This window comes from Salipiger thiooxidans (assembly GCF_900102075.1).
Classification (GTDB): Bacteria; Pseudomonadota; Alphaproteobacteria; order Rhodobacterales; family Rhodobacteraceae; genus Salipiger; species Salipiger thiooxidans.
On sequence record NZ_FNAV01000006.1, the window covers coordinates 168,805 to 191,264 of the forward strand.

Genomic DNA, 22,460 nt, shown 5'->3' on the forward strand with positions numbered 1-22,460 from the left:
AAGTCAGGGAATGTCCGATGTCTGAAAAAGTGAAAGCAGAGGCCACGATGACCGAGGCCATGGTCGAGGAAGTGAACGCGGTGGTCCTGCCCGAGCCCGGTGACGCGCGGGCGGTGATCTCGCTTCAGGACGCCACGCCCGAGGTCAGCGAGGAGATCCGCTCTCGCATGGCCGAGATCGACATGGGCGACACCAATTCCATCGTCTCCTTCGGCGCCGGTGCCCAGACCGAGCTGCAGGAAATCAGCCAGGCGATGCTCGACGGCGTCCGCAACAAGGACGTGGGCCCCGCCGGCGACGGGCTGCGCGACATCGTCACCACCATCCGCGGCTTCTCGGTCTCCGAGCTCGACGTGCGCCGCGATCGCAGCTGGTGGGAAAAGCTGCTCGGCCGTACCGCACCCTTCGCCAAGTTCACCGCCCGCTACGAGGAAGTGCAGGGCCAGATCGACCGCATCACCGACAACCTGCTGAAGCACGAGCACGTGCTGCTGAAGGACATCAAGTCGCTCGACCTGCTCTACGACAAGACCCTGAACTTCTACGACGAGCTGGCACTCTACATCGCCGCCGGCGAGGAAAAGCTGCGGGAGCTCGACACCGTCACCATCCCCGCCAAGGAGGCCGAGGTTCAGGCCGCCGCCGAGAACGACCAGGTGATGAAGGCGCAGGAGCTGCGCGACCTGCGGGCTTCCCGCGACGATCTCGAGCGGCGGGTTCACGACCTCAAGCTCACCCGCCAGGTGACGATGCAATCCCTGCCCTCGATCCGCCTGGTGCAGGAGAACGACAAGTCGCTTGTCACCAAGATCAACTCGACCCTCGTGAACACCGTGCCGCTGTGGGAGACGCAGCTCGCGCAGGCGGTCACCATCCAGCGCTCGGCCGAAGCCGCGGGCGCCGTGCGCGAGGCGACGGACCTGACCAACGAGCTGCTCACCGCCAATGCCGCCAACCTGCGCGACAGCAACAAGGTCATCCGGCAGGAGATGGAGCGCGGCGTCTTCGACATCGAGGCCGTCAAGCAGGCCAATTCCGACCTGATCGCGACGATCCAGGAAAGCCTGCAGATCGCCGACGAGGGCAAGGCGCGCCGTGCCGCCGCCGAGGAGGAGCTCAAGAAGATGGAGCACGAATTGCGCGACACGCTGGCCTCGGCCAAGGCGCGCCGTGATGGGATCGGCGACAACGCGGGCACCTCTGTGCCGAAGGGCGCCTGACCGAATGCGTGCGGGCCTGCGCCGCATCGGCTTTGCCCTTGGAGTGCTCGCGGGCCTCGCGGCCTGCGAAACCTCGCAGCTTGCGCCCCGCGAGACCGGGGTACCGCCCCATGCCCGCCCCGACGGACTGAAGCCCGTCCCCTCCGCAGAGGCCCCGCCGCGTCGCCGGTCGCTGGCAAGCAAGGATCTCGAGACCTACTATTCCCGCGTGCAGGCCGACCTCCTCACGCAGGGGCTGCTGCGCACCGATGGCGGCGGCCCCGACACGCCCTTCACCGACACCATGCTGGTGCGCAACTTCGAACGCATCGCGCTGGCCGAGGAATACGAGCGCGGCGCCGGCCTGCGCCCCTCGCGCGGCGAGCTCAGCAGGGTAAAGAAGTGGCTCCAGCCGGTGCGCGTGACGATCGAGTTCGGCGCGCTCGTGCCCGAGGACCAGCGCGTTCCCGACACCAACATGGTGACCCAGTACGTCAACCGCCTGTCGCGGATCACCGGGCATCCGATGTCGATGAATGCCGACAACGCGAATTTCCACGTGCTGTTCATGTCCGAGGACGACAAGGCCGAGATCGCCCCCCGCATCCGCCAGCTCGTGCCAAACGTCAGCCCTTCGGCGCTCGAGCTCTTCGACCGGCTGCCACGCTCGATCCATTGCCTCGTGCTGGCCTTCTCCGAGGATCCCGGCGGCTATGCCTATGGCGAGGCGATCGCGGTGATCCGCTCCGAGCATCCCGATCTGCTGCGCCGCTCCTGTATCCACGAGGAGATGGCGCAGGGCATGGGGCTGGGCAACGACTCGCCCAGCGCCCGGCCGTCGATCTTCAACGACGACGACGAGTTCGCGCTGCTGACCACCCATGACGAGATGCTGCTGAAGATCCTCTACGACCCGCGCATCTCGCCCGGCATGGACGCCGACACCGTGCGCCCCGTCGTCACCCAGATCGCCGGCGCCCTGCTCGGGGGCGAGTCCTGAAGCCCTCCGCGGCTTAAGCGGATGTTCACCCGGAGCCTCTACTCCCGTCGCGACGGACGACGGGACGGGACGATGTTTGACGACAAGCTCAAGGATCAGGTTCTTTCAAGCGCCCTGCGGCTGCGCACCGCCAGCAGCGCGCTGACGCGTGATTTCTACGAGCGGCTCTTCGCTGCCTCCCCCGGCATCCGCATCATGTTCCCCGAGGACATGGGGGTGCAGGCGGACAAGCTCTTCGACATGGTGCTGGTGCTGGTGCAGTCGCTCGACCACCTGCAGATGCTGGTGACCGAGATCGAGGCGCTCGGCGCGCGCCACGTGGACTACGGCGTGACCGACGACCAGTACCCGCTGGTCGCCGAGATCCTGCTCGCGACGCTGGCCGATCACATCGCCGACTGGTCCGAGGCCGATCACGACGCCTGGGCGCAGCTCATCGACTACGTGAGCGACCTGATGATCACCGGCGCCCGCGCCGCCACGCCCAAGGCGCCGCCCGCCGCGTGACTGGCGGCGCCTGTTTCGGGGGGGCCTGTTTCGGGGGCGATAGGAGTTGGGCGGGGCCGGTCGGAGGCATCGGCGGCACATGCGCCCCCTCTGAGGCGCTTCGAGGTCGGAACGTGGCATGACATCGGGCTCGACGATGCAGGCGGTGGTACTCTGGCAAGGGTAGCGGCGCCCGACACCTGATCAACGCAGGCACACGTCTCGCTGTCAGCAGCAACGCTGCGGGGCCCACAGCCCCACCCCCAAAGAGCGCGGGCCGCCGCTGCCCAAGCGATCCCACCGGCTGCCCGGACAGCATCGACCGCTGTCCTGATGGAACCGCCCCTGCTCAAACGGCGCCGACCACCACGCCCTGCGCCCCTGACACCGAAAACCCGGATCAGGCACGCCCCACCGCCCGACCCGCATTCTCACGCCCACCGCGCCCGGGACCCTTCGGAACAAATGCCCCCTGCCCGCTTGTGTCGCGACCTTCCGGGGTTAAATTGCTCTCAGAAGCAGCAACGCGGGAGTAGCAGCCATGGGCATTCTGGATTTCCTCTCCGGCCAGTTCATCGACGTCATTCACTGGGTGGACAATACCCGCGACACCATGGTCTGGCGGTTCGAGCGCTACGGCCACGAGATCAAGTATGGCGCCAAGCTCACCGTGCGTGAGGGGCAGTCTGCGGTCTTTGTCCACGAGGGCCAGCTCGCCGACGTGTTCAGCCCCGGTCTCTACATGCTCGAGACCAACAACATGCCGATCATGACCTCGCTGCAGCACTGGGATCACGGCTTCCGCTCGCCCTTCAAGTCCGAGATCTACTTCGTCAACACGACGCGGTTCAACGGGCTCAAGTGGGGCACCAAGAACCCGATCATCTGCCGCGACCCAGAGTTCGGCCCGGTCCGCCTGCGCGCCTTCGGCACCTATTCCGTGCGGGTGAGCGACCCGGCGCGCTTCCTGACAGAGATCGTCGGCACCGACGGCGAGTTCACCTCGGACGAGATCAGCTTCCAGATCCGCAACATCATCGTGCAGGAGTTCTCGCGCCTGATCGCGGGCTCGGGGATCCCGGTGCTCGACATGGCGGCGAACACGCAGGAGCTGGGCAAGATGCTGGCGGACGGCATCACCTCCACCATTGCCGAGTACGGGCTGTCCCTGCCCGAGCTCTACATCGAGAACATCTCGCTGCCGCCGGCGGTCGAGAAGGCGCTCGACAAGCGCACCTCGATGGGGGTGATCGGCAACCTCGACGCCTACACCAAGTTCCAGGCAGCCGAGGCGCTGGGACAGGAGGGCTCAGCCGCCGGGCAGGCCATGGGCACGGGCTTCGGCGCCGGGCTCGGCATGTCGATGGGCGCGCAGATGAGCGCCGCGCAGGGTGGTGGCCAGGCCGGCCCGTGGGGCGCCCGCCCCGCCGCCTCGGCCCCGCCGCCTCCGCCGCCGGTCGAGCATGTCTGGCACCTCGCCGAGAACGGCGCCACCAGTGGCCCCTTCTCGAAGGCGCGGCTCGGGCGGATGGTCACCGAGGGAGGCCTGACCCGCGACACCTTTGTCTGGACGCAGGGTCAGGACGGCTGGAAGCGGGCCGAGGACGTGGCAGAGCTTGCGCAGCTCTTCACCGTGATGCCCCCGCCCCCGCCGGGCGCCTGAGCGGGGCTCAGGCCACGAATTCGATCTCGACGAAGCTCATCGGCGTGTCGCCGCCGTTGATGACGTTGTGCTCGGTGCCCGCGTCGCGGCGATAGGCCTGTCCTGCGGGCGTGGTCACGTCGCGCACCTCGCCGCCGGGAAGCTGCAGCCGCATGGTGAGATCGGTCAGCGCCACGATCACGTAGTCATATTCGTGCACGTGCCAGCCGGTCTCGGCGCCGGGCGCGAAGTCGAACCGCGTCACGCGGGTCTTGTCGTCCGAGATGAGGGTCGTGGCGGCGGCTTCATTGCAGGTGTCTTTGCACACGGGGGTCGTCCTTTGCGTTCAAGTTCCAGCCTGCCTGCCCGGACAACCCGCTCATCAGCATCGGCCCCATGCAGGCATCGGCGGGAAAAGTCATGGCATCGTCCCGCGTCACTGGGAAGCTCCTATCGGGCGCCACCTGCGAAAGCACCACCAGCCGGCCGTCGATGCACAGATCCTGCGCCGCGTTGCCGATGTTGAACCCGAAACCGCCCTCGCCGCAGTTGGTGCCGAAGCCGTCCATGTTCCACGCCTGCGGCATCGGCTGGTCGGGGCCCCAGACCGCGAAGGCCTGCTCCTGCGGCCGGAAGGTGAGAACCCAGCTGGTCTCTTCGTCGAGCATCGACAGCGCCCAGCGGCCCCCCGGCGCGCCATCGCGGCGGCCCTCGATGAAGAAGCAGCTGAGATCCTGCGCGCCGACCTCGCTGCGCCCGAGAAAGCCCGCGTCGAAGGACATGCCGCCGCGCATGGAATAGCCGCCCGCGCCCTGCCATTCGAACCGGTAGCTGACGTTCTCCGCCGTCGCCGCGCTGCCTGCCAGCGTCAGCCCGAAGGCCGCAACCCCTGCCCGCACCACGTTTTTCATGCGTCTCGCTCTCATTCGCACGACCTCGTGTCCCCCGCATTCGCCGACACCCTAACGGCTTTCGCCGGGACCCTGAATCGCTTTTCCGCGACCGCGCCCGCGGCATCCCACGGGGCTGGGCAAAACCGGGTTCCATCCCGCCCGCAACCGACCTAGGGTCGCGCTGCCGGAACCAAGGGGGCCCCGATGACCGAGGAACACCGCTTTCCCTGCGAACAGTGCGGTGCGGATTACCGCTACGATCCTGCCAGGGCCGAGCTCGTCTGCGATCACTGCGGCGACGTCCGGGCGATCACCGATCCCGGGCCATGGAAGGCGGACATCCGCGAGCTGGATTACCGCGCCGCCGTCGACAACCTCCTGCCGCTGCAGGAGATGGAAGAGCTGCAGGTCAGCAAGTGCCCCAACTGCGGCGCCGAGGTCGAGTTCGAGCCCGACACCCATGCCACCGAATGCCCGTTCTGCGCCACCCCGGTGGTCACCGGCACCGGCGCGCACCGGCAGATCAAGCCGCGCGGGCTGCTGCCCTTCGCGCTCGACGAGAAGGCCGCCCACGACGCCATGAACGGCTGGCTCGGGCGGCTCTGGTTCGCGCCGAACGGGCTGAAGGAATATGCCCGCAAGGGCCGCAAGATGCAGGGCATCTACGTGCCCTACTGGACCTTCGACGCCCGCACCCGCTCGGATTACAGCGGCGAGCGCGGCACGGTGTACTACGAGACGCGACAGGTGATGCGCGACGGCAAGATGCAGACCGTGCGGGTGGCCAAAGTGCGCTGGCGGGGCGTTTCGGGCCGGGTGGCGCGGTTCTTCGACGACGTGCTGGTGCTGGCCTCGCGCTCGCTGCCGAAGCGCTTCACCGACGCGCTCGAGCCCTGGGACCTGTCGCGGCTCGAGCCCTACCAGCCCGAGTTCCTCGCAGGGTTCCGGGCCGAGGGCTACCAGGTCGATCTGGCCGACGGGTTCGTCGAGGCGCGCCAGCTCATGGACCGCCAGATCGAGCGCGACGTGAAGTTCGACATCGGCGGCGACCGGCAGCGCATCCACCGGGTCGATACGCAAGTCTCGGAGGTCACCTTCAAGCACATCCTGCTGCCGGTGTGGCTTGCTGCTTACAAGTACCGGGGCGAGACCTACCGGTTCGTGGTCAACGGCACCACCGGCCGTGTGCAGGGCGAGCGGCCGTGGTCTACGTGGAAGATCGCGCTGGCGGTGATTGTCGGGCTGGTCGTGGCGGGCGCCATAGGCTACGTCATGGCACAGAGCCAGTAACAGCCTCGCGCGGCGGTATGAGAAATGGGGGCAGGCATCGCTGCCCACCCCCGTCACGGACGACAGGAACCAGACTCGGGGAGGACGGGACGGGGATCACCGTCCAGAATTGCCTGGCCCCTGCCGACCGTGAACCTCTGGCCGCGCAGGGCGTTTTCGGCCCGTCGCGGCGTGGTCCAAAGAACGCCGTCCTTCATTCGGGCGCTTGCCGACGTGGCATCGGTGACGGGCGGCAACCGGGATAACCCGCGGAATGCGCCGTCGTGCGTATCACTGGCGAGCCAAGTCTCACCCTGCGCCTTGCGGCACGTCTTGTCGCGGGTGGGCATGGTGACGCTCTCGGGCACACTGTGCGAGATCACCTCTTCCGGCATGCCCGGCATCACCACCGCGAATCGTCAGGTGCCGTCGTCCAAGGGGGCGTCCAATGCCGTCGCCAGCCGCCCGGGCAACCCGGCCCCGAGACCTCGAAGCGGGGCGCAGAGAGACGGTCAAGGCCCGGTCCGAGGCGCCTCGCCCATGCGAACGACCTCCTTCCTCTTGCCGGAAGTGTCGCATGAAACCGGGTCCTGCGCCATGATCCTGAACAAATCCCGCCCTTGTGCCCCGCCGCGTCCCGGGGCAACTTGCGGCGCTAACAGATGGGAGGACCGACATGATCCTGTGCTGCGGCGAATCGCTGATCGACATGCTGCCGAGAACCGCCTCGACCGGCGAACCCGCCTTTGCGCCCGTCGCGGGCGGTGCGGTCTTCAACACCGCCATCGCCCTCGGGCGGCTCGGCGCCCCGGCCGGGTATTTCGGCGGGCTGTCCACCGATCTCTTCGGCGCGGTGCTCGAGACGGCGCTGACCGCCTCGCGGGTGGACTTCACGCTCTCGGTCCGGTCGCAGCGGCCCACGACACTGGCCTTCGTGACGCTCACCGACGGGCACGCGCAATACGCGTTCTACGACGAGAACACCGCCGGGCGCAGCCTGACCGAGGCCGACCTGCCGCACCTCGGCGACGAGACCGAGGCGCTGTTCTTCGGCGGCATCAGCCTCGTGTCGGAACCGGCGGCCGACACCTATGCCGCGCTCTGCGCGCAGGCTGGCGAGCGGCTGGTGATGATGGATCCCAACATCCGCCCGAGCTTCATCACCGACCCCGAGCGTTACCGCGCCCGGCTGGCGCAGATGCTGGCGCGGGCCGACGTGGTCAAGATCTCGGACGAGGACATGGCCTGGCTCGGCACCACCCCCGCCGAGCTGATCGCCGGCGGCGCGGCACTGGTGCTCGAGACCCGCGGCGCCGCGGGCGTGCTCGCGGTGAGCGCCGGGGGCGAGCTTGCGGTGGCCGCCGGGAAGGCCACCGTGGTCGATACCGTGGGCGCCGGCGACACCTTCAACGCGGGCTTCCTTGCCGGGCTCTGGCGCGACGGAGTGCTGTCGCGCGCCTCGCTGCGTGCCGCTCCGCTCGAGGCGCTGCAACCGGCGATCGCGCTCGGGGCCAAGGCCGCCGCCGTCACCGTCAGCCGTGCCGGGGCCAACCCGCCGTGGGACACCGAGCTTGCCGAGGACGGCCAGTGAGGGCGCTGATCCAGCGCGTCACGGAGGCGCGGGTGTCGGTCGGCGGCGCGGTCCTGGGAGAGGTCGGGCCCGGGCTTCTGGTGCTGGTCTGCGCCATGCAGGGCGATGGCGACGCGCAGGCCGGGAAGCTGGCCGCCAAGGTCGCGAAGCTGCGCATCTTCAAGGACGACGAGGGCCGCATGAACCGCTCGGTGCGGGACGTGGACGGGGCCGCGCTGGTGGTGAGCCAGTTCACGCTGGCCGCCGAGACCCGCGGCAACCGCCCCGGCTTTTCGACCGCCGCCGCCCCCGACGAGGGCCGGCGTCTCTACGAGCTCTTCGCGGCGAAGCTGCAGGGCGAGGGCGTGCCCGTCGCCACCGGCCGCTTCGGCGCCGACATGCAGGTGGCGCTGGTCAACGACGGACCGGTGACGATCTGGCTCGACACAGACGCCTGAGCGCAGGACCTGTAGCCCGCCGCCGACCGCAGGGGCGGCGACAGGCAATTCCTTGGCGCGACGTCACACCGTGACGCGGTTCGGCACCTCTTCGCCCGCGAAGAAGGCACGCAGGTTCTCGACCGCCATGGCGCCCATGTCTTCGCGCACCTCAAGAGTCGCGGTGCCGAGATGCGGCAGCAGCACGGCATTCTCGAGCCGGCGCAACGCCTCGGGCAGCTCGGGCTCGAACTCGTAGACGTCGAGCCCCGCCCCCGCGATCTCGGCCTTCTCGAGCGCCGCGATCAGCGCCGCCTCGTCGACGATGTCGCCGCGCGCGATGTTCACGAGATGCGCCGTGGGCTTCATCGCCGCCAGCACGCCCGCGTTCACCATGTGGTGGGTCGCGGGGCTTGCAGGCAGCGCCACCACGAGAATGTCAACCTCGGCCGCAAGCGCCTCGGCTGTGGTGTAGCGCGTGGCGGGGAAGTCGAGTTCCTTCTCCGAGCGGCTGGCATAGGCCACGGACATGCCGAAGCCGAAATGGCAGCGCCGCGCGATGGCCTGCCCGATCCGCCCCATCCCGAGGATGCCGACCCGCTTGCCGCTGACGTGAAGCCCCAGCATCTGCACCGGGTGCCAGCCCTCCCACGCGCCGGAGCGCACCAGCCGCTCGCCCTCGCCGGCGCGGCGGCAGGTCATCAGCAGCAGCGTCATGGCGACATCGGCGGTGGCGTCGGTGACCGCGCCGGGGGTGTTGGTGACCACGAGCCCCGCGGCCTCGGCAGCGGCCACGTCGATGTGGTTGAAGCCCACCCCGAAGTTGGCAAGGATCTTCGCCCGGGGCGTGCCCGCGGCCTCGAAGACGCCGGCGTCGTAGCGGTCGCCCAGCGTCATCAGCACCCCATCGTAGTCCTGCAACGCCGTGACCATCTCGTCACGGCTCAGCGGATGGGGGCTGTCGCGGTAGCTGACGTCGAAGTGCCCGCGCGCGGTCTCGACCACGCTCTCCGGCAGGTTCCGCCCGATCAGGACCCGGCTCAATGCAACCGCGCCCCGACAGGGACCGGGCCACCGGGTTCCGCCAGCACGATGGCGCCATCCTCGTCCGCGAAGCCGAGCGTCAGGCATTCCGACATGAACGGCCCGATCTGGCGCGGCGGGAAGTTCACCACCGCCATCACCTTCCGCCCGACAATGGACTCGGGGTCGTAATGCACGGTGATCTGCGCCGAGGATTTCTTGGTGCCGATCTCGGGGCCGAAGTCGATCCAGAGCTTGATCGCGGGCTTGCGCGCCTCGGGGAAGGGTTCGGCGCGGATGACCTCGCCCACGCGGATGTCGACCTTGAGGAAGTCGTCGAAGGTGATCTCAGCCATTGGCAAGCTCCCGTGAGCGGTTGGTGGCGGCGGCGACGGTGGCGGCGACCAGCGGCGGCAGGCCGTTTTCGCTGTCCATCAGCACCTCGAGCCCCGCCTGCGTGGTGCCGTTGGGCGAGGTCACGTTGCGGCGCAGTTGGGCGGGATCCTCGGAGGCCTGCATCGCCAGCGCTCCGGCCCCGGCCACGGTGGCCTTGGCCAGCGTCATGGCGAGCGCCGGGTCGAGCCCCTGCGCCTCACCCGCGGCGGCGAGGCATTCGATCATGTGGAAGACATAGGCCGGGCCCGAGCCGCTGACCCCGGTCACCGCGTCCATCTGCGCCTCGGTCTCGAGTCGCACCACGCCGCCCACCGCAGAGAGCAGTTCTTCGGCCTGGTCGATCTGCGTCGCGCTGGCGTGGTCGTTGCCGACGATCGCGGTGATGCCCTGCCCCACGGCAGCGGGCGTGTTGGGCATGGCGCGCACCACCGGGGTGCGGTCGCCCAGCATCGCCTCGTAGGTGGCGATCAGCGTGCCCGCCGCCACCGAGACGAAGAGCGTGCTGCCGTTGCCATAGGTCACGAGGGTGGGCAGCGCCTCGGTCATCATCTGCGGCTTCACCGCCACCAGCACGATGGCGGGATCCTGCGGCAGCTCCTCGTTCAGGTGCACGCCCTGCGCCTGCAGCCAGTCCGAGGGGTGTGGGTCCATCACCCAGACCGATGTGCTGGGCAGCCCGCGCGCCAGCCAGCCCTCGAGCATTGCCGATCCCATCTTGCCGCAGCCGAGCAGCACCAGGCCGCGACGCGCGATTTCTCCGTTCTGCATAGTCGTCTCTCTCCAGCATTCGGGGCCAATCTGTCCCGGCGCCGGGCCGGTTGCAAGCCGGGGCGCGCCGCCGGGACCGCCAGTGGGGCGCCAGAGGGGGCGCTGCCCCCGTCGCGCCTTGCGCGACTCCCCCGGGATATTTCAGGCCACTGGAAGCCACGGGGCTTCGCCTGCGACCCGGGGGAGCGCCAGCCTATTCGGCCAGGATCGAGGCGGGCCGGGTGCCGTCGTTCAGCCACGCCTCCATCGGGGACATCGGGTCGAGCGAGGCGGCGCTGATGCCGCCCGGTCCGGGCAGGATGCCGCAGTGATCGAGCCCGGGCACCATGAAGAGCGCCACGTTCTCCTTGAGCGTGTCCTCGCCGCCGGCCAGTTCCGCCGCCTGGTCATACCATTCGATGGTCTTGTAGGGCGTAACGATGGCATCGGCCCAGCCGTGCCAGACGATCATCTTGCCGCCCGCGGCGCGGAACTCGGACAGGTCCGGATTGTCGCCGTTGTAGACCGTGGACATGGTCTCGAGTCGGGCCGGGTCGGTCTCGAAGTCGAAGTCGAGCGGGGTCCATTCCGGGCCGGGATCGGTGGCGAAGGCCATGTAGCGGCCGAAGTTCTCGACGAAGGCGGGGATGCTCCGCCCGGCGCCCTTGTCGTTGCCGGTGAGCCAGAGCCACCAGAACGGCTCGGAGCCCTCGGGGATGCCGCCCGGGTAGAGCTGCTCTCCGGCGGCGTTGTGCGGCCCCTCGCGCCACTTGGCGACGGTTGCAAGCTCGGCCTCGCCGAGGCAGCTGGCGCTGTCCTCGCCGGTGCAGGCCAGCGCGGCGAGATCGACGCTGCAGGCGCGCGGGTCAGCGATGAGGCCGTCCTCGGTGCCGTCGGCGCCGTCGCATTGCGTCATCACCTCGTCGCCGATCAGCGTGGCCTCGTCCGGGCCGATGATCTGGCTGCCGTCGGCGGCGGTGTTGGCCTGTACGAGCCACGCCATCTTGGTGGCCACGAGGCCGGTATAATCCATCGCCGGCGCGCCGGAGATGATGCCGTCGAACATCTCGGGGTAGCGCTGCGCGGCGACATGGGCCATGCGCCCGCCAGTGGAGCAGCCCTGGAAGATCGCCTGCTCGGAGGCGCCGTCGTAGAACGCCCCGATCAGCGCCTGCGCCACGCGGTGGGTCTCGCCGATCGAGCGCCAGCCCCAGTCGCGCTCGGCGTTGGGGTTGTTCATCGCCCAGCTGCCCTCGGTCACCGACAGCGCGTGGTGGCCGCTGTCGGACGTGGCGGTGGCGTAGCCGCGCTCGAGCCCCGGGCGCATGGCGTTGACCCAGCCGCCGCCGGCATCGGCCCGGCCGAGGATGCCGCAGAAGCCGCCGCAGCCCGACTGGTAGTACTTGCCGTTCCAATCCTGCATCGGCAGGCGCACCTCGATCGAGATCGCCGGGCGCGCGGTCACCCGCACCTCGCAGTAGGCGGGCAGCGTGTCGGCGGCGGGCATCACCCGCGCCGAGGTCACCAACGCGGCATCCATCACCGTGTCGCGGAGCGCCGTGCAGGCCCCGTCGGACTGCTGCGCATAGGCCGGAACGGCTGCGGCCATGGCGAGCGCCATGGCCGATACATGCTGTTTCATATATTCCTCCCTGAGTTGTCCCTGGAGGGGAGGATCGCGCCGTTTCCTCAGCCAGGCAAGTGCGGACTTGCCTGACCCGTGGTCACCCGGCGCGGAGGCCGCTCAGGCCCGGCCGTAGGCCTCGGCGATGGCGATCTGCAGCGCCTCCTTCGGGCTTTTCCCGGCCCATGCGATGAGCTGGAATGCCGGGTAGTAGCGCTCGGAGGCGGCGACGGCGGCGGAGATCATCGTGTCGATCTGCTCGGGGCTGGCGACCTGCCCGCCCGACAACACGAGGCCGTAGCGGTAGACCATGAGCTTGTGCTCTCCCCAGTAGCTGAACGCGCCCGCCCAGCACTGGTCGTTGACCGTGTTGATGCCCTCGTAGAGCTGGGGCATGGCGTCCTCGGGGGGCTCCATCTCGAAGGTGCAGATCAGGCGCAGGGTCTCGTCATAGGGCGACCATGCGAGGGTGATGGAATAGGTGCGCCACTGGCCCTCGACCGCCATGGCGATCTGGTCCTCGGCCACGCGGTCGAAATCCCACTCATGGTGTTCGGCCAGCCCTTCGACGATGTCGATGGGGTGAATTTCGTCGCTCAGAAACTCTTCGGACAGTGCCATGCGCCACCTCTTGTGCTCGTAGCGCCGGGGAAAAGGCAACGCCCCAAGCGCTAGCTGACTGCTCTAGGGGCTGGGAGTTGTTCCCCTCCCCTTACCATATATCGTGCCTGTGGGGGGCATCTTCTGTAAAGCGAAATATTTGTGGACAACGCAATAAGTTGTGGACTCCTGAGGGCTGCGCCCAAGATGACGCCTGTGGAGATGTGGACAGGCTGTGGACATGTGGAGAAGCCGCGGGCCGCGGCTCAGGACACGAAATCCTGCCCGTAGCAGACAGAGAGCACCGCCGGTGCCGCCAGTTCCGAGACCACTTCGAAGCGCTGCTCCATGAGCCGCTCGCCGCCCTCCTCGATCGCCATGATCCACTCGCCGGTGACCAGCTCGTAGGGGTATTCGAAGGTGAAGAGGTTGAGGCTGTTGCGCCCCTCGGCCAGCGGCGCGACCCAGGTCTCGCGGGTGATGCCCTCGGGGCCCATCGGCGGGTGGGTGACGATCACCGTCACGTCGCGGTCGCCCGCCCCCGGCAGCAGGGTGAACTTGACGCCGAAGCTGATGCCCGTCTTGGCCGGGACGACGCGGGTGGTGATGTCCATTTCGCGGTTCTGGCCGACGAGGTTGATCGCGCCCATGATCGTGTCGGGCGCCTCGCGCGAGCCCTCGGGCGTCACCTGGCAGATGATGCCGTGGTCGATCATCACCACCGGCTCGTGCGCATAGGATTGGGCCGGCGCCGCGACGGCGAGGCAGGGCCATGCGAGCAGGCAGGCGGCAAGGGCGGTCGGTCGCAGCACGGGCACGGCACTCTCCGAAAACGTGTGGATGCGCTGCCGGGATAGCCTGCGGGGCCGCGCAGGGAAACCCCTGCCCCCGCAAACACCCCCGCAAAGAAAGACGCCCGCCGGTTGGGCGGGCGTCGATCAGGCACTCCGGGGCGGGGCTCAGCCGATGGCGGCGGCCTTCACGTCCTCGTCGATGTAGGGCACGTACTGCTCGAAGTTGTCGGCGAACATCTTCACCAGCTTCTCGGCCTGTGCGTCGAAGGCGTCCTTGTCGGACCAGGTGCGGCGCGGATCCAGCAGCAGCTCGGGCACGCCCTCGACCGCGACCGGAACCTCGAAGCCGAAGTTCGGATCCTTGCGGAACTCGACCTTGTTCAGCGAACCGTTCAGGGCCGAGTGCAGCAGCGCACGAGTGGCCTTGATCGGCATACGGTGGCCGGTGCCGTAGGCGCCGCCGGTCCAGCCGGTGTTGACCAGCCAGCAGGTCGCGCCGTGCTTGGCGATCTTGTCGCGCAGCAGGTTGCCGTAGGCCTCGGGGCGCAGCGGCATGAAGGGGGCGCCGAAGCAGGTCGAGAAGGTCGGCTGCGGCTCGGTCACGCCACGCTCGGTGCCCGCCACCTTCGAGGTGAAGCCCGACAGGAAGTGGTACATCGCCTGCGCCGGGGTCAGCCGCGCGATCGGCGGCAGCACGCCGAAGGCGTCGCAGGTCAGCATGATGATGTTCTTCGGGTGTCCGCCGAGCGCGGTCGAAGACGCGTTCGAGATGTACTCGAGCGGGTAGGCGCAGCGCATGTTGGCGGTGAGCGAGTCGTCCTCGAAGTCGAGCTCGAAGGTCTCGGGATCGTAGATCATGTTCTCGATCACGGTGCCGAACTTGGAGGTCGTGGCGAAGATCTCGGGCTCTGCCTCGGGCGACAGCGAGATGGTCTTGGCGTAGCAGCCACCCTCGAAGTTGAAGGTGCCGCGGTCCGACCAGCCGTGCTCGTCGTCACCGATCAGGACGCGCTCGGGATCGGCCGAGAGCGTGGTCTTGCCGGTGCCCGAGAGGCCGAAGAAGACGGCGGTGTCGACCGGGTTGTTCGGCGCGTGGTTGGCCGAGCAGTGCATCGCCATGATGCCCTTGAGCGGCAGCATGTAGTTGAGCAGCGTGAAGACCGACTTCTTGTTCTCGCCGGCGTATTCGGTGCCGCCGATGAGGATGGTCTTCTTGTCGAAGTTCAGCGCGATCACCGTGTCGCTGCGGCAGTTGTGCTTGGCCGGATCGGCCTTGAAGCTCGGGCAGTTGATGACGGTGAAATCGGCGACGAACTCGTCGAGCGCGTCGCGGTCGGGGCGGCGCAGCATGTGGCGGATGAAGAGGCCGTGCCACGCGAGTTCGGTCACCATGCGGACCTTGATCGAGTAGGCCGGATCGGCGCCGCCGGTCAGGTCCTGCACGAAGTAGTCCTTACCCTTCATGTGCTCGAGCATGTCGGCGTGCAGCGCGTCGAAGCCCTCGGGCGTCATCGCGCGGTTGTTCTCCCACCAGATGTTGTCCTCGACCGACGGGGTCTTGACCACATGCTTGTCCTGCGGGGAACGGCCGGTGAACTTGCCGGTGGTGACGTAGAAGGAGCCGCCCTTGCCGAGCGTGCCCTCGCCGCGTTTCAGGGCGGCCTCGATCAGCGCCGGCTCCATAAGATTGTAATAGACATTGCCCAGCCCTTCGATCCCTTGATCTTCAAGCCGGAATTGCGGGTTCACCCGTCCAAATGTCATCTGCCAAGCTCCTGTAGCCGCTACGTGCCGCGGCGGTCGTCATTCAGGACGGAAACGACGGAAAGCCTCCCCCGTCCGCCGGAAGTTCCCACCCCCGGCATCAGTGCCTTAGCACGGTGAATTGGCACTGGAACAGGACGCAAATCAAAGTTAGCGCAACCAAGTTTGGTTTAGCGTTAGCACCGGCGCGACGCTGCCGAGACACCCGCCAAACGCTCGGACATTTTAGCCATTTCTTACAGAATTTCATCTGCAATGAACGCGCTCAACGACGTGATTCGCAGTTTGGCATTGTTGAAAAATGCGGTATCCCGCATACTGCTGAAAAAAGTCGCGTAAGAAGAGCAGATAACAAGGAACTTGCGTATGTCGAAGATCGCTCTTGTGGATGACGACAGGAACATCCTGACCTCCGTGGCGATGACACTCGAGGCAGAGGGGTTCGAGGTCGAAACTTACAACGACGGCCAGTCCGCCCTCGATGCGTTCAGCAAGAAGATGCCCGACATGGCCGTCTTCGACATCAAGATGCCCCGGATGGACGGCATGGACCTGCTGCAGCGCGTCCGCCAGAAGTCCAAGATGCCCGTGATCTTCCTGACCTCCAAGGACGACGAGATCGACGAGGTGCTCGGCCTGCGCATGGGCGCCGACGACTACGTCAAGAAACCCTTCTCGCAGCGCCTGCTGGTCGAGCGCATCCGCGCCCTGCTGCGCCGCCAGGAGGCCGTCGCCACCGACATGGTCGGCGACACCGAGGAAACGAAGCTGATGACCCGCGGCTCGCTTACTATGGACCCCCTGCGCCATTCGGTGACATGGAAGGGGCAGGACGTCTCGCTCACCGTGACCGAATTCCTGCTGCTGCAGGCGCTGGCCCAGCGCCCCGGCTTCGTGAAATCCCGCGACCAGCTCATGGACGTCGCCTACGACGACCAGGTCTATGTCGACGACCGCACCATCGACAGCCACATCAAGCGCCTGCGCAAGAAGATGCGGACGGTGGACCCGGACTTCTCCGCAATCGAAACCCTGTATGGCATCGGCTATCGGTACAACGAAGAGTAAGCGATGGCCTTCGCCGAAAGGATCCCGATGCGCGACGACCAATCGGGTGAGAGGCAGGATGCGGATGTCATGCTGGGCGACGATTTCATAGCTCCCGACAGCATCGTCGAGAAGGAGCTGCGCGACAGCCGCGCGCGCCGGAGCCTGTTCTCGCTCAACCGCTCACCGCTGACCCGCAAGATCATCACGTTCAACCTGATTGCGCTGAACGTGCTGGTGGCGGGCATCCTGTGGATGAACTCCTCGCGCGACACGCTGGTGCTGCAGCGTGGCAATTCGCTCGGCGCCGGCGCCGAGCTGATCGCCGACGTGTTCGAGGCAAGTCTGCCCGAGGCGCCCATCGTGGCGCTGGGGACCGATCCGGGCTTCGACCTCGGCCGTACCCTCGCGGCGCTCGACCTGCGGCAGGGGGTCGGGGTGATGATCTTCGACGCCGGCAACTTCCTCGTCGCCCAGACCGAGGGCACCCAGCCCCAGACCCTGCCCGCAGACCCGCGCGGCGAGTACCGCACCACGCTGATCTCGGATTTCCTCGACAGGGTCTGGCATCTCATCGCCGGGCTGTTCTCGTATTTCGAGGACGCGCCCGTGCTCGACGAAGAGGACCGGCTGCGCCGCACCATCGAGACCAGCGATCCGGCCCTGACCCGGGTGATGTCCGAGGTCGACGCCTCGGGCCGGACCGTGTTCACCGTGCTCAGCCCGATCCGGCAGGGCGACGCCATCATCGGCACCGTGGCACTGGTCTCGGCCGCCACCGAGATCGACGCCGCCGTCAGCGCCGAGCGCGAGCGCGTGCTGCAGATGTTCGTTATCGCGACGCTGGTCTCCATCGGGCTCAGCCTCGTGCTGGCCTCGACCATCGCCAACCCGATCTCCGACCTCGCCGACGCCGCCGAGATCGGCCTCGACCGCAGCAACCGCAACCGCGGCTCGTCGCGGCGCATCCGCATCCCCGACCTGACCGCCCGCCCCGACGAGATCGGGCGGCTCTCGGGCGCGCTGCGCGGCATGGTCGCGGCGCTCTACGACCGCATCGACAGCAACGAGCAATTCGCCGCCGACGTCGCGCACGAGATCAAGAACCCGCTGGCGAGCCTGCGCTCTGCCATCGGCTCGCTGCGCATCGTCCGCAAGGAAGAGCATCGCGACAAGCTGCTCAACGTCATCGAGCACGACGTGCGCCGCCTTGATCGTCTGGTCAGCGACATCTCCAACGCCTCGCGGCTCGATTCCGAGCTGGTCAAGGAAGAGGAGCAGGAATTCGACCTGCTCGAGATGCTCGGCAACCTGACCCAGTTCCTTGGCGAGGACGCGCGCCGCAAGGGGGTCGAGTTCATCACCGACCTGCCCGCCAACCCGATCCCGATCAACGGGCTCGAGCCGCGGCTGGCGCAGGTCTTCGTGAACCTCATCACCAACGCCGTGTCCTTCTGCGAGGATGGCGATGCCATCCGCGTCTGGGCCCGCCGCCGCGACAACCGCGTGCTGGTGGTGGTCGAGGACACCGGCCCCGGCATCCCCGAAGAGGCACTGACCAAGATCTTCAAGCGCTTCTACTCGCACCGTCCCGAGAACGACTTCGGCAACAACTCCGGCCTTGGCCTCGCGATCTCAAAGCAGATCGTCGAGGCGCATGGCGGCGTGATCTGGGCCGAGAACATCCGCCCGACCGAAGCCGACGTGACCTCGGAGCCGCTCGGCGCCCGGTTCGTCGTGGGCCTTCCGATCTGACCCGCTGACCCTGCCATGTCCCGCACCGACACCTCCGTCCTCCACGCCACCGCGGTGGCCGTGGCCGGCAACGGGCTGCTGATCCGGGGCGCCTCGGGCAGCGGCAAGTCGGGCCTTGCGCTCGAGATGATGGTCCGCGGCGCGGCGCTGGTGGCGGACGACCGGGTCATCGTCACCGCCCGCGACGGCGCGCTCTGGCTCTCGGCCCCCTCCCCCATCGCCGGACTGATCGAGGCGCGTGGGCTCGGGCTGCTGCGGGCCACGCCCGCGCGCGGCCCCGTCCGGCTGGTCGCGGTGCTCGATCTCGACGAACCCGAGACCGACCGCTTGCCGCAGTGCCGCGAAATCATGCTGCAGGGGCAAAGAATCCCCTTGCTTCACAACTCCGTGCATACCAGTTTCCCCGCAGCGCTCGTTCAATATCTAACGAGTGGCCGAAGGGATCACGGAGACATGCAGGATCAGCCGACGGGAAGCCAACGTGTTGTCCTCGTCACCGGGCCTTCGGGCGCCGGGCGGTCCACTGCGATCAACGTCCTGGAAGATATCGGCTTCGAGGCCATCGACAACATCCCGCTGAGCCTGATCCCGCGCCTGCTCGACGGCGGCGCGCTGGCCCGGCCGGTGGCGCTTGGCGTGGACATCCGCAACCGCGACTTCTCGGTCCAGGGTCTTCTGGACCTGCACCGCCGCCTCGGCAGCGAGGCGGGGATCGAGGCGCAGCTGCTGTTCCTCGACTGTTCGTCCGAGGTGCTGGCGCGGCGCTATTCCGAGACCCGCCGCCGCCATCCCATGGCCCCCGAAGAAAGCTACACGCAGGGCATCGCCCGCGAGACCGAGCTCCTGCGCGACGCGCGCGATGCGGCGGACGTGCTCATCGACACCTCCGAGTTGTCGCCGCACGACCTGCGCGCCCAGATCGAGCGCGGTTTCGGCGATGACAGCGGCCAGATGCTGGCGGTCTCGCTGCACAGCTTCTCCTACAAGCGCGGCCTGCCGCACGGGCTCGACTGGGCCTTCGACTGCCGCTTCCTCGACAACCCCCACTGGGAGCCGGCGCTGCGCGCGCTGACCGGGCTCGACGCGGCGGTGACCGAGCATGTGGCCAGGGACGCGCGCTTTGCCCCGTTCATCGAAAAGCTCGTGGATCTGGCGGAATTCGTGCTTCCCGCCTGCAAGGAAGAGGGCAAGGCCCATCTCACCTTCGGCTTCGGGTGTACCGGCGGGCAACACCGTTCGGTTACTGTGACGGAAACGGTGGCGCGTGCTCTTGCAGAGCGCGGCTGGCAGGTGTCAACTAGACACCGCGAGCTGGAGCGGCGGGGCATGTCTGTCCGCGCCGGACAAGGTGAAGCCAGCGGAGGACGGCAGGCGTGATCGGCATCGTGATCGTGGCCCATGGCGGATTGGCGCGGGAGTATCTCGCGGCGGTCGAGCATGTGGTGGGCGCACAGCCCGGCGTCGTCGCCGTGTCGATCGAAGCCGTGCACGACCGCCGCACGAAGCAGGCCGAGATCTGCACCGCCGCCGACGATGTCGACACCGGCGACGGCGTGGTGGTTGTCACCGATCTCTATGGCGGCTCGCCATCCAACCTCTCGCTGCTGGCCTGCCAGCCCGAGAACCGTCGCATTCTTTACGGCATGAACCTGCCGATGCTCATCAAGCTGGCCAAAAGCAGGCAGATGCCAGTGCCGGATGCGGTAAAAGGCGCCCTCGAGGCGGGTCGTAAATACATTGACAGTATCAACGTCAAACCCGATCCCCTCTAGGACAGGCCCCGCGCCCAAGGAAAAGACCGCATGAGCAAGACCGAGCACCGTGTGCTGAAGATCGTCAACGAGAAGGGCCTGCACGCCCGCGCCTCCGCCAAACTGGTCGAGGTGGTCGAGGGATTCGACGCGCGGGCCGAGGTCTCCAAGGACGGGATGAGCGCCGGGGGAGACAGCATCATGGGGCTTTTGATGTTGGCAGCTTCCAAAGGAAGCTCTATTGAAGTCGAGACTTCGGGACCGGACGCGTCTGCGCTGGCCGATGCGTTGGAAGCATTGGTCGCGAACCGCTTCGGCGAAGACAACTGACCCCGGGAAACACCCCCGGACGCTGCAAGACGGAACAGGGCGGGCACATGGTTGACAGCTATCAGGCCACGGCCGGTGCAACGGGCGGTTCCGTCACGCGCCCCGGGCACGCTCCGTACGACAAGCGCAGGCTGAGCTACGCCAACACTTTCACCAATCCCTGGAAGGCCAACACCATCCGCGCGCTGGAATGGATGACGGGCAAGCTGCCTCTGATCCGCCTCGTGCGCCGTGTCGAGCGCGCCGGTGTGCCCGACGGACAGGAATTCTGGCCCCACGCGCTGGCCCACATGGACATCCGGCTCGACACGCCCGAAGAGCAGATCCGCCGCATCCCCGAGAAGGGCCCGGTCGTGGTGGTCGCGAACCATCCGCACGGGCTGGTCGACGGCATGATCCTCGGCGAGCTGATCGGCCGCGTCCGCACCGACTACAAGATCCTCACCCGCGCCCTGCTGACCGGGGTGAAGGAGATCGAGGATTTCATGATCCCGGTCCCCTTCCCGCACGAGGAATCGGCGCGGGAACAAAGCCTCGAGATGCGCGCCCGCGCCATGGATCACCTCAAGAAGGGTGGCGTCGTGGCGCTGTTCCCGTCGGGCGTGGTGGCGGCGTCCCAGACGCTCTTCGGCCCGGCCATCGAGGCCGGCTGGAACCCCTTCACCGCGAAGATGATCCAGCGCTCCGGCGCCACCGTGGTGCCGATCTACTTCCCCGGCCAGAACAGCCGCGCCTACCAGATGGCCAACCGCATCTCGCCGACGCTGCGGCAGGGGCTGCTGATCCACGAGGTGATGCACGCCTGCGGCCGCCCGCAGCGCCCCGTCGTGGGCGAGCCGATCTCGCCCGACGAGGTCCGCAACTGGGGGGGCAAGCCGCGCGAATTCGTCGCCTGGCTGCGCGAGAAGACCCTCGGCCTACGCCACGACAGGTAAGCGGCTCCGCGTCCTTCAACCTATTGCCGACTTGGCTGCGAAACCGCCGCCTTTTCATGGCATTGGCGACGTGCCGGACATGATCTGAATCTGCCGCCCCACCGTCACGCGCAGCTCTCCGGACGTGCCCCGGGCACGTGCCACCCCAGCCGCACAAGCGGCTTTCCAGACATGCCCAAAAGAGCCCGCACTCCTACAGAGGCGGGTCCTGAACTGGCGCCCTGAAGGCACGCCTCAGCGGGTGGGTACCGGCTCGTCGCCGCGGTAGTCGTAGAATCCGCGCTTGGTCTTGCGCCCCAGCCAGCCGGCCTCGACATACTTGGTCAGCAGCGGGCACGGGCGGTACTTGGTGTCCGCAAGCCCGTCGTGCAGCACGTTCATGATCGCAAGGCAGGTGTCGAGCCCGATGAAATCCGCCAGCTCCAGCGGCCCCATCGGGTGGTTGGCGCCGAGCTTCATCGCCATGTCGATGGAGCGCACGTTCCCGACGCCCTCGTACAGCGTGTAGACCGCCTCGTTGATCATCGGCACCAGGATCCGGTTCACGATGAAGGCCGGGAAATCCTCGGCGCTGGCGGCAGTCTTGCCGAGCCGTTCCACCACCCCGAGACAGGTCTCGTAGGTTTCCTTGTCGGTGGCGATGCCCCGGATCAGCTCGACCAGCTGCATCAGCGGCACCGGGTTCATGAAGTGGAACCCGAGGAACTTCTCGGGCCGGTCGGTGCGCGAGGCAAGCCGGGTGATCGAGATCGACGAGGTATTCGAGGTCAGGATGGTGTTCGGCAGCAGGTGCGGCGCGAGGCTGTCGAAGATCTTCTGCTTGACGGTCTCCTGCTCGGTCGCGGCCTCGATCACCAGATCGGTCTGCCCCACCGCGGCGATGTCGAGCGTCACGCTGATTCTGCCCAGCGCCTGGTCGCGTTCGTCCTGGCTGATCTTCTCGCGGCTGACCTGGCGGTCCAGATTGCGACCAATAAGCGTGATCGCCTTGTCGAGCGCTTCCTGGCTCACGTCCGAAAGCCGAACCTCGTAGCCCGCCAGCGCCATCACATGGGCAATGCCATTGCCCATCTGCCCGGCGCCTACAACTCCGATCGTCCTGATATCCATCGCCCGCTTCCCTCGAATTTCGCGCCAACCATAGTCACGCGCCGGGACCCGCCGCAAGCCGGGTTCCCAAGATTTGTCACGCTTTTTC

Annotated in this window: 24 protein-coding genes; 13 read left to right on the top strand and 11 right to left on the bottom strand. The window is 67.6% G+C overall.

Features of this window, described 5'->3' with window-relative positions; genetic code table 11:
- Nucleotides 1-17 precede the first annotated feature (17 nt).
- The 4 genes from BLQ77_RS10820 (at nucleotide 18) to BLQ77_RS10835 (ending at nucleotide 4,348) form a co-directional block, all read left to right on the top strand.
- Entirely contained in the window at nucleotides 18-1,220 is a 1,203-nt protein-coding gene (locus tag BLQ77_RS10820) for a toxic anion resistance protein (RefSeq protein ID WP_089958806.1), read from the top strand.
- Between the two features lie 4 nt (nucleotides 1,221-1,224).
- On the top strand, nucleotides 1,225-2,199 hold the full coding sequence (locus BLQ77_RS10825) for a DUF2927 domain-containing protein (RefSeq protein ID WP_008883332.1): 975 nt from the start codon (nucleotides 1,225-1,227) through the stop codon (nucleotides 2,197-2,199).
- 72 nt (nucleotides 2,200-2,271) lie between these two features.
- Nucleotides 2,272-2,706: a globin domain-containing protein gene (locus BLQ77_RS10830; RefSeq protein WP_089958809.1), complete on the top strand. Its 435-nt coding sequence runs from the start codon at nucleotides 2,272-2,274 to the stop codon at nucleotides 2,704-2,706.
- Between the two features lie 520 nt (nucleotides 2,707-3,226).
- Nucleotides 3,227-4,348, top strand: a complete 1,122-nt coding sequence (locus BLQ77_RS10835) for an SPFH domain-containing protein (protein ID WP_089958813.1) — start codon at nucleotides 3,227-3,229, stop codon at nucleotides 4,346-4,348.
- A gap of 7 nt (nucleotides 4,349-4,355) precedes the next feature.
- On the opposite strand, the gene BLQ77_RS10840 is transcribed toward BLQ77_RS10835, so the two are convergent.
- A complete protein-coding gene (locus tag BLQ77_RS10840) occupies nucleotides 4,356-4,655 on the bottom strand; it encodes a cupin domain-containing protein (RefSeq protein ID WP_008883088.1) in 300 nt (99 codons plus the stop codon).
- Nucleotides 4,633-5,238 (bottom strand): hypothetical protein, encoded by a 606-nt coding sequence (locus tag BLQ77_RS10845; protein ID WP_089958816.1) that lies wholly within the window; start codon nucleotides 5,236-5,238, stop codon nucleotides 4,633-4,635. Before BLQ77_RS10845 ends, BLQ77_RS10840 begins: the two co-directional genes overlap by 23 nt.
- Before the next feature lie 186 nt (nucleotides 5,239-5,424).
- Here BLQ77_RS10845 and BLQ77_RS10850 point away from each other — a divergent pair, with 186 nt between their 5' ends.
- On the top strand, nucleotides 5,425-6,510 hold the full coding sequence (locus tag BLQ77_RS10850; RefSeq protein WP_089958819.1) for a TFIIB-type zinc ribbon-containing protein: 1,086 nt from the start codon (nucleotides 5,425-5,427) through the stop codon (nucleotides 6,508-6,510).
- A 53-nt stretch (nucleotides 6,511-6,563) separates the two neighbouring features.
- Here the strand turns inward: BLQ77_RS10850 and BLQ77_RS10855 are convergent, their stop codons facing one another.
- The gene (locus BLQ77_RS10855; RefSeq protein WP_131822007.1) at nucleotides 6,564-6,884 is read right to left on the bottom strand and encodes a hypothetical protein; all 321 of its coding nucleotides are present in this window, start codon (nucleotides 6,882-6,884) and stop codon (nucleotides 6,564-6,566) included.
- Between the two features lie 281 nt (nucleotides 6,885-7,165).
- On the opposite strand from BLQ77_RS10855, the gene BLQ77_RS10860 reads away from it, so the two are divergent.
- Together BLQ77_RS10860 and dtd are read left to right on the top strand one after the other, a co-directional pair.
- Nucleotides 7,166-8,080, top strand: a complete 915-nt coding sequence (locus tag BLQ77_RS10860) for a carbohydrate kinase family protein (protein WP_089958826.1) — start codon at nucleotides 7,166-7,168, stop codon at nucleotides 8,078-8,080.
- Complete coding sequence (dtd, locus tag BLQ77_RS10865) at nucleotides 8,077-8,517, top strand: D-aminoacyl-tRNA deacylase (protein ID WP_089958829.1); 441 nt, start codon at nucleotides 8,077-8,079, stop codon at nucleotides 8,515-8,517. The genes BLQ77_RS10860 and dtd overlap by 4 nt, the downstream gene beginning before the upstream one ends.
- A 63-nt stretch (nucleotides 8,518-8,580) precedes the next feature.
- On the opposite strand, the gene BLQ77_RS10870 is transcribed toward dtd, so the two are convergent.
- The 7 genes from BLQ77_RS10870 to BLQ77_RS10900 all read right to left on the bottom strand — a co-directional run bounded on the left by BLQ77_RS10870 (nucleotide 8,581) and on the right by BLQ77_RS10900 (nucleotide 15,444).
- Nucleotides 8,581-9,540 (bottom strand): 2-hydroxyacid dehydrogenase, encoded by a 960-nt coding sequence (locus BLQ77_RS10870; protein WP_089958832.1) that lies wholly within the window; start codon nucleotides 9,538-9,540, stop codon nucleotides 8,581-8,583.
- Nucleotides 9,537-9,875 carry a tRNA-binding protein gene (locus BLQ77_RS10875; protein ID WP_089958835.1) on the bottom strand — a complete coding sequence of 113 codons (339 nt, stop codon included), beginning with the start codon at nucleotides 9,873-9,875 and terminating at the stop codon, nucleotides 9,537-9,539. Before BLQ77_RS10875 ends, BLQ77_RS10870 begins: the two co-directional genes overlap by 4 nt.
- On the bottom strand, nucleotides 9,868-10,683 hold the full coding sequence (gene proC, locus BLQ77_RS10880) for a pyrroline-5-carboxylate reductase (RefSeq protein WP_089958838.1): 816 nt from the start codon (nucleotides 10,681-10,683) through the stop codon (nucleotides 9,868-9,870). Before proC ends, BLQ77_RS10875 begins: the two co-directional genes overlap by 8 nt.
- Before the next feature lie 193 nt (nucleotides 10,684-10,876).
- Nucleotides 10,877-12,304 carry a tannase/feruloyl esterase family alpha/beta hydrolase gene (locus BLQ77_RS10885; RefSeq protein ID WP_089958841.1) on the bottom strand — a complete coding sequence of 476 codons (1,428 nt, stop codon included), beginning with the start codon at nucleotides 12,302-12,304 and terminating at the stop codon, nucleotides 10,877-10,879.
- A 102-nt stretch (nucleotides 12,305-12,406) separates the two neighbouring features.
- Nucleotides 12,407-12,907 (bottom strand): type III secretion system chaperone family protein, encoded by a 501-nt coding sequence (locus BLQ77_RS10890; protein ID WP_089958845.1) that lies wholly within the window; start codon nucleotides 12,905-12,907, stop codon nucleotides 12,407-12,409.
- A 245-nt stretch (nucleotides 12,908-13,152) separates the two neighbouring features.
- Nucleotides 13,153-13,704 carry a DUF3859 domain-containing protein gene (locus tag BLQ77_RS10895; RefSeq protein ID WP_242661685.1) on the bottom strand — a complete coding sequence of 184 codons (552 nt, stop codon included), beginning with the start codon at nucleotides 13,702-13,704 and terminating at the stop codon, nucleotides 13,153-13,155.
- A gap of 141 nt (nucleotides 13,705-13,845) precedes the next feature.
- Complete coding sequence (locus tag BLQ77_RS10900) at nucleotides 13,846-15,444, bottom strand: phosphoenolpyruvate carboxykinase (RefSeq protein WP_089958849.1); 1,599 nt, start codon at nucleotides 15,442-15,444, stop codon at nucleotides 13,846-13,848.
- A 366-nt stretch (nucleotides 15,445-15,810) separates the two neighbouring features.
- Here BLQ77_RS10900 and BLQ77_RS10905 point away from each other — a divergent pair, with 366 nt between their 5' ends.
- Genes BLQ77_RS10905 through BLQ77_RS10930 form a run of 6 tightly spaced genes read left to right on the top strand, consistent with a single transcriptional unit; the run spans nucleotide 15,811 to nucleotide 21,262 of the window.
- Complete coding sequence (locus BLQ77_RS10905; RefSeq protein ID WP_008883524.1) at nucleotides 15,811-16,512, top strand: response regulator transcription factor; 702 nt, start codon at nucleotides 15,811-15,813, stop codon at nucleotides 16,510-16,512.
- Nucleotides 16,513-16,515: 3 nt separating this feature from the next.
- Entirely contained in the window at nucleotides 16,516-18,246 is a 1,731-nt protein-coding gene (locus tag BLQ77_RS10910; RefSeq protein ID WP_008883400.1) for a sensor histidine kinase, read from the top strand.
- A gap of 15 nt (nucleotides 18,247-18,261) precedes the next feature.
- Nucleotides 18,262-19,623 carry an RNase adapter RapZ gene (rapZ, locus tag BLQ77_RS10915; RefSeq protein ID WP_089958852.1) on the top strand — a complete coding sequence of 454 codons (1,362 nt, stop codon included), beginning with the start codon at nucleotides 18,262-18,264 and terminating at the stop codon, nucleotides 19,621-19,623.
- The gene (locus tag BLQ77_RS10920) at nucleotides 19,620-20,018 is read left to right on the top strand and encodes a PTS sugar transporter subunit IIA (protein ID WP_008883132.1); all 399 of its coding nucleotides are present in this window, start codon (nucleotides 19,620-19,622) and stop codon (nucleotides 20,016-20,018) included. Before rapZ ends, BLQ77_RS10920 begins: the two co-directional genes overlap by 4 nt.
- 30 nt (nucleotides 20,019-20,048) lie before the next feature.
- Nucleotides 20,049-20,327, top strand: coding sequence for an HPr family phosphocarrier protein (locus BLQ77_RS10925; protein ID WP_008883355.1), 279 nt, complete (start codon nucleotides 20,049-20,051; stop codon nucleotides 20,325-20,327).
- Between the two features lie 47 nt (nucleotides 20,328-20,374).
- The gene (locus BLQ77_RS10930) at nucleotides 20,375-21,262 is read left to right on the top strand and encodes a lysophospholipid acyltransferase family protein (protein ID WP_089958856.1); all 888 of its coding nucleotides are present in this window, start codon (nucleotides 20,375-20,377) and stop codon (nucleotides 21,260-21,262) included.
- A 234-nt stretch (nucleotides 21,263-21,496) separates the two neighbouring features.
- Here BLQ77_RS10930 and BLQ77_RS10935 read toward each other — a convergent pair whose 3' ends face one another.
- On the bottom strand, nucleotides 21,497-22,372 hold the full coding sequence (locus BLQ77_RS10935; protein WP_089958860.1) for a 3-hydroxybutyryl-CoA dehydrogenase: 876 nt from the start codon (nucleotides 22,370-22,372) through the stop codon (nucleotides 21,497-21,499).
- Between the last annotated feature and the right edge of the window lie 88 nt (nucleotides 22,373-22,460).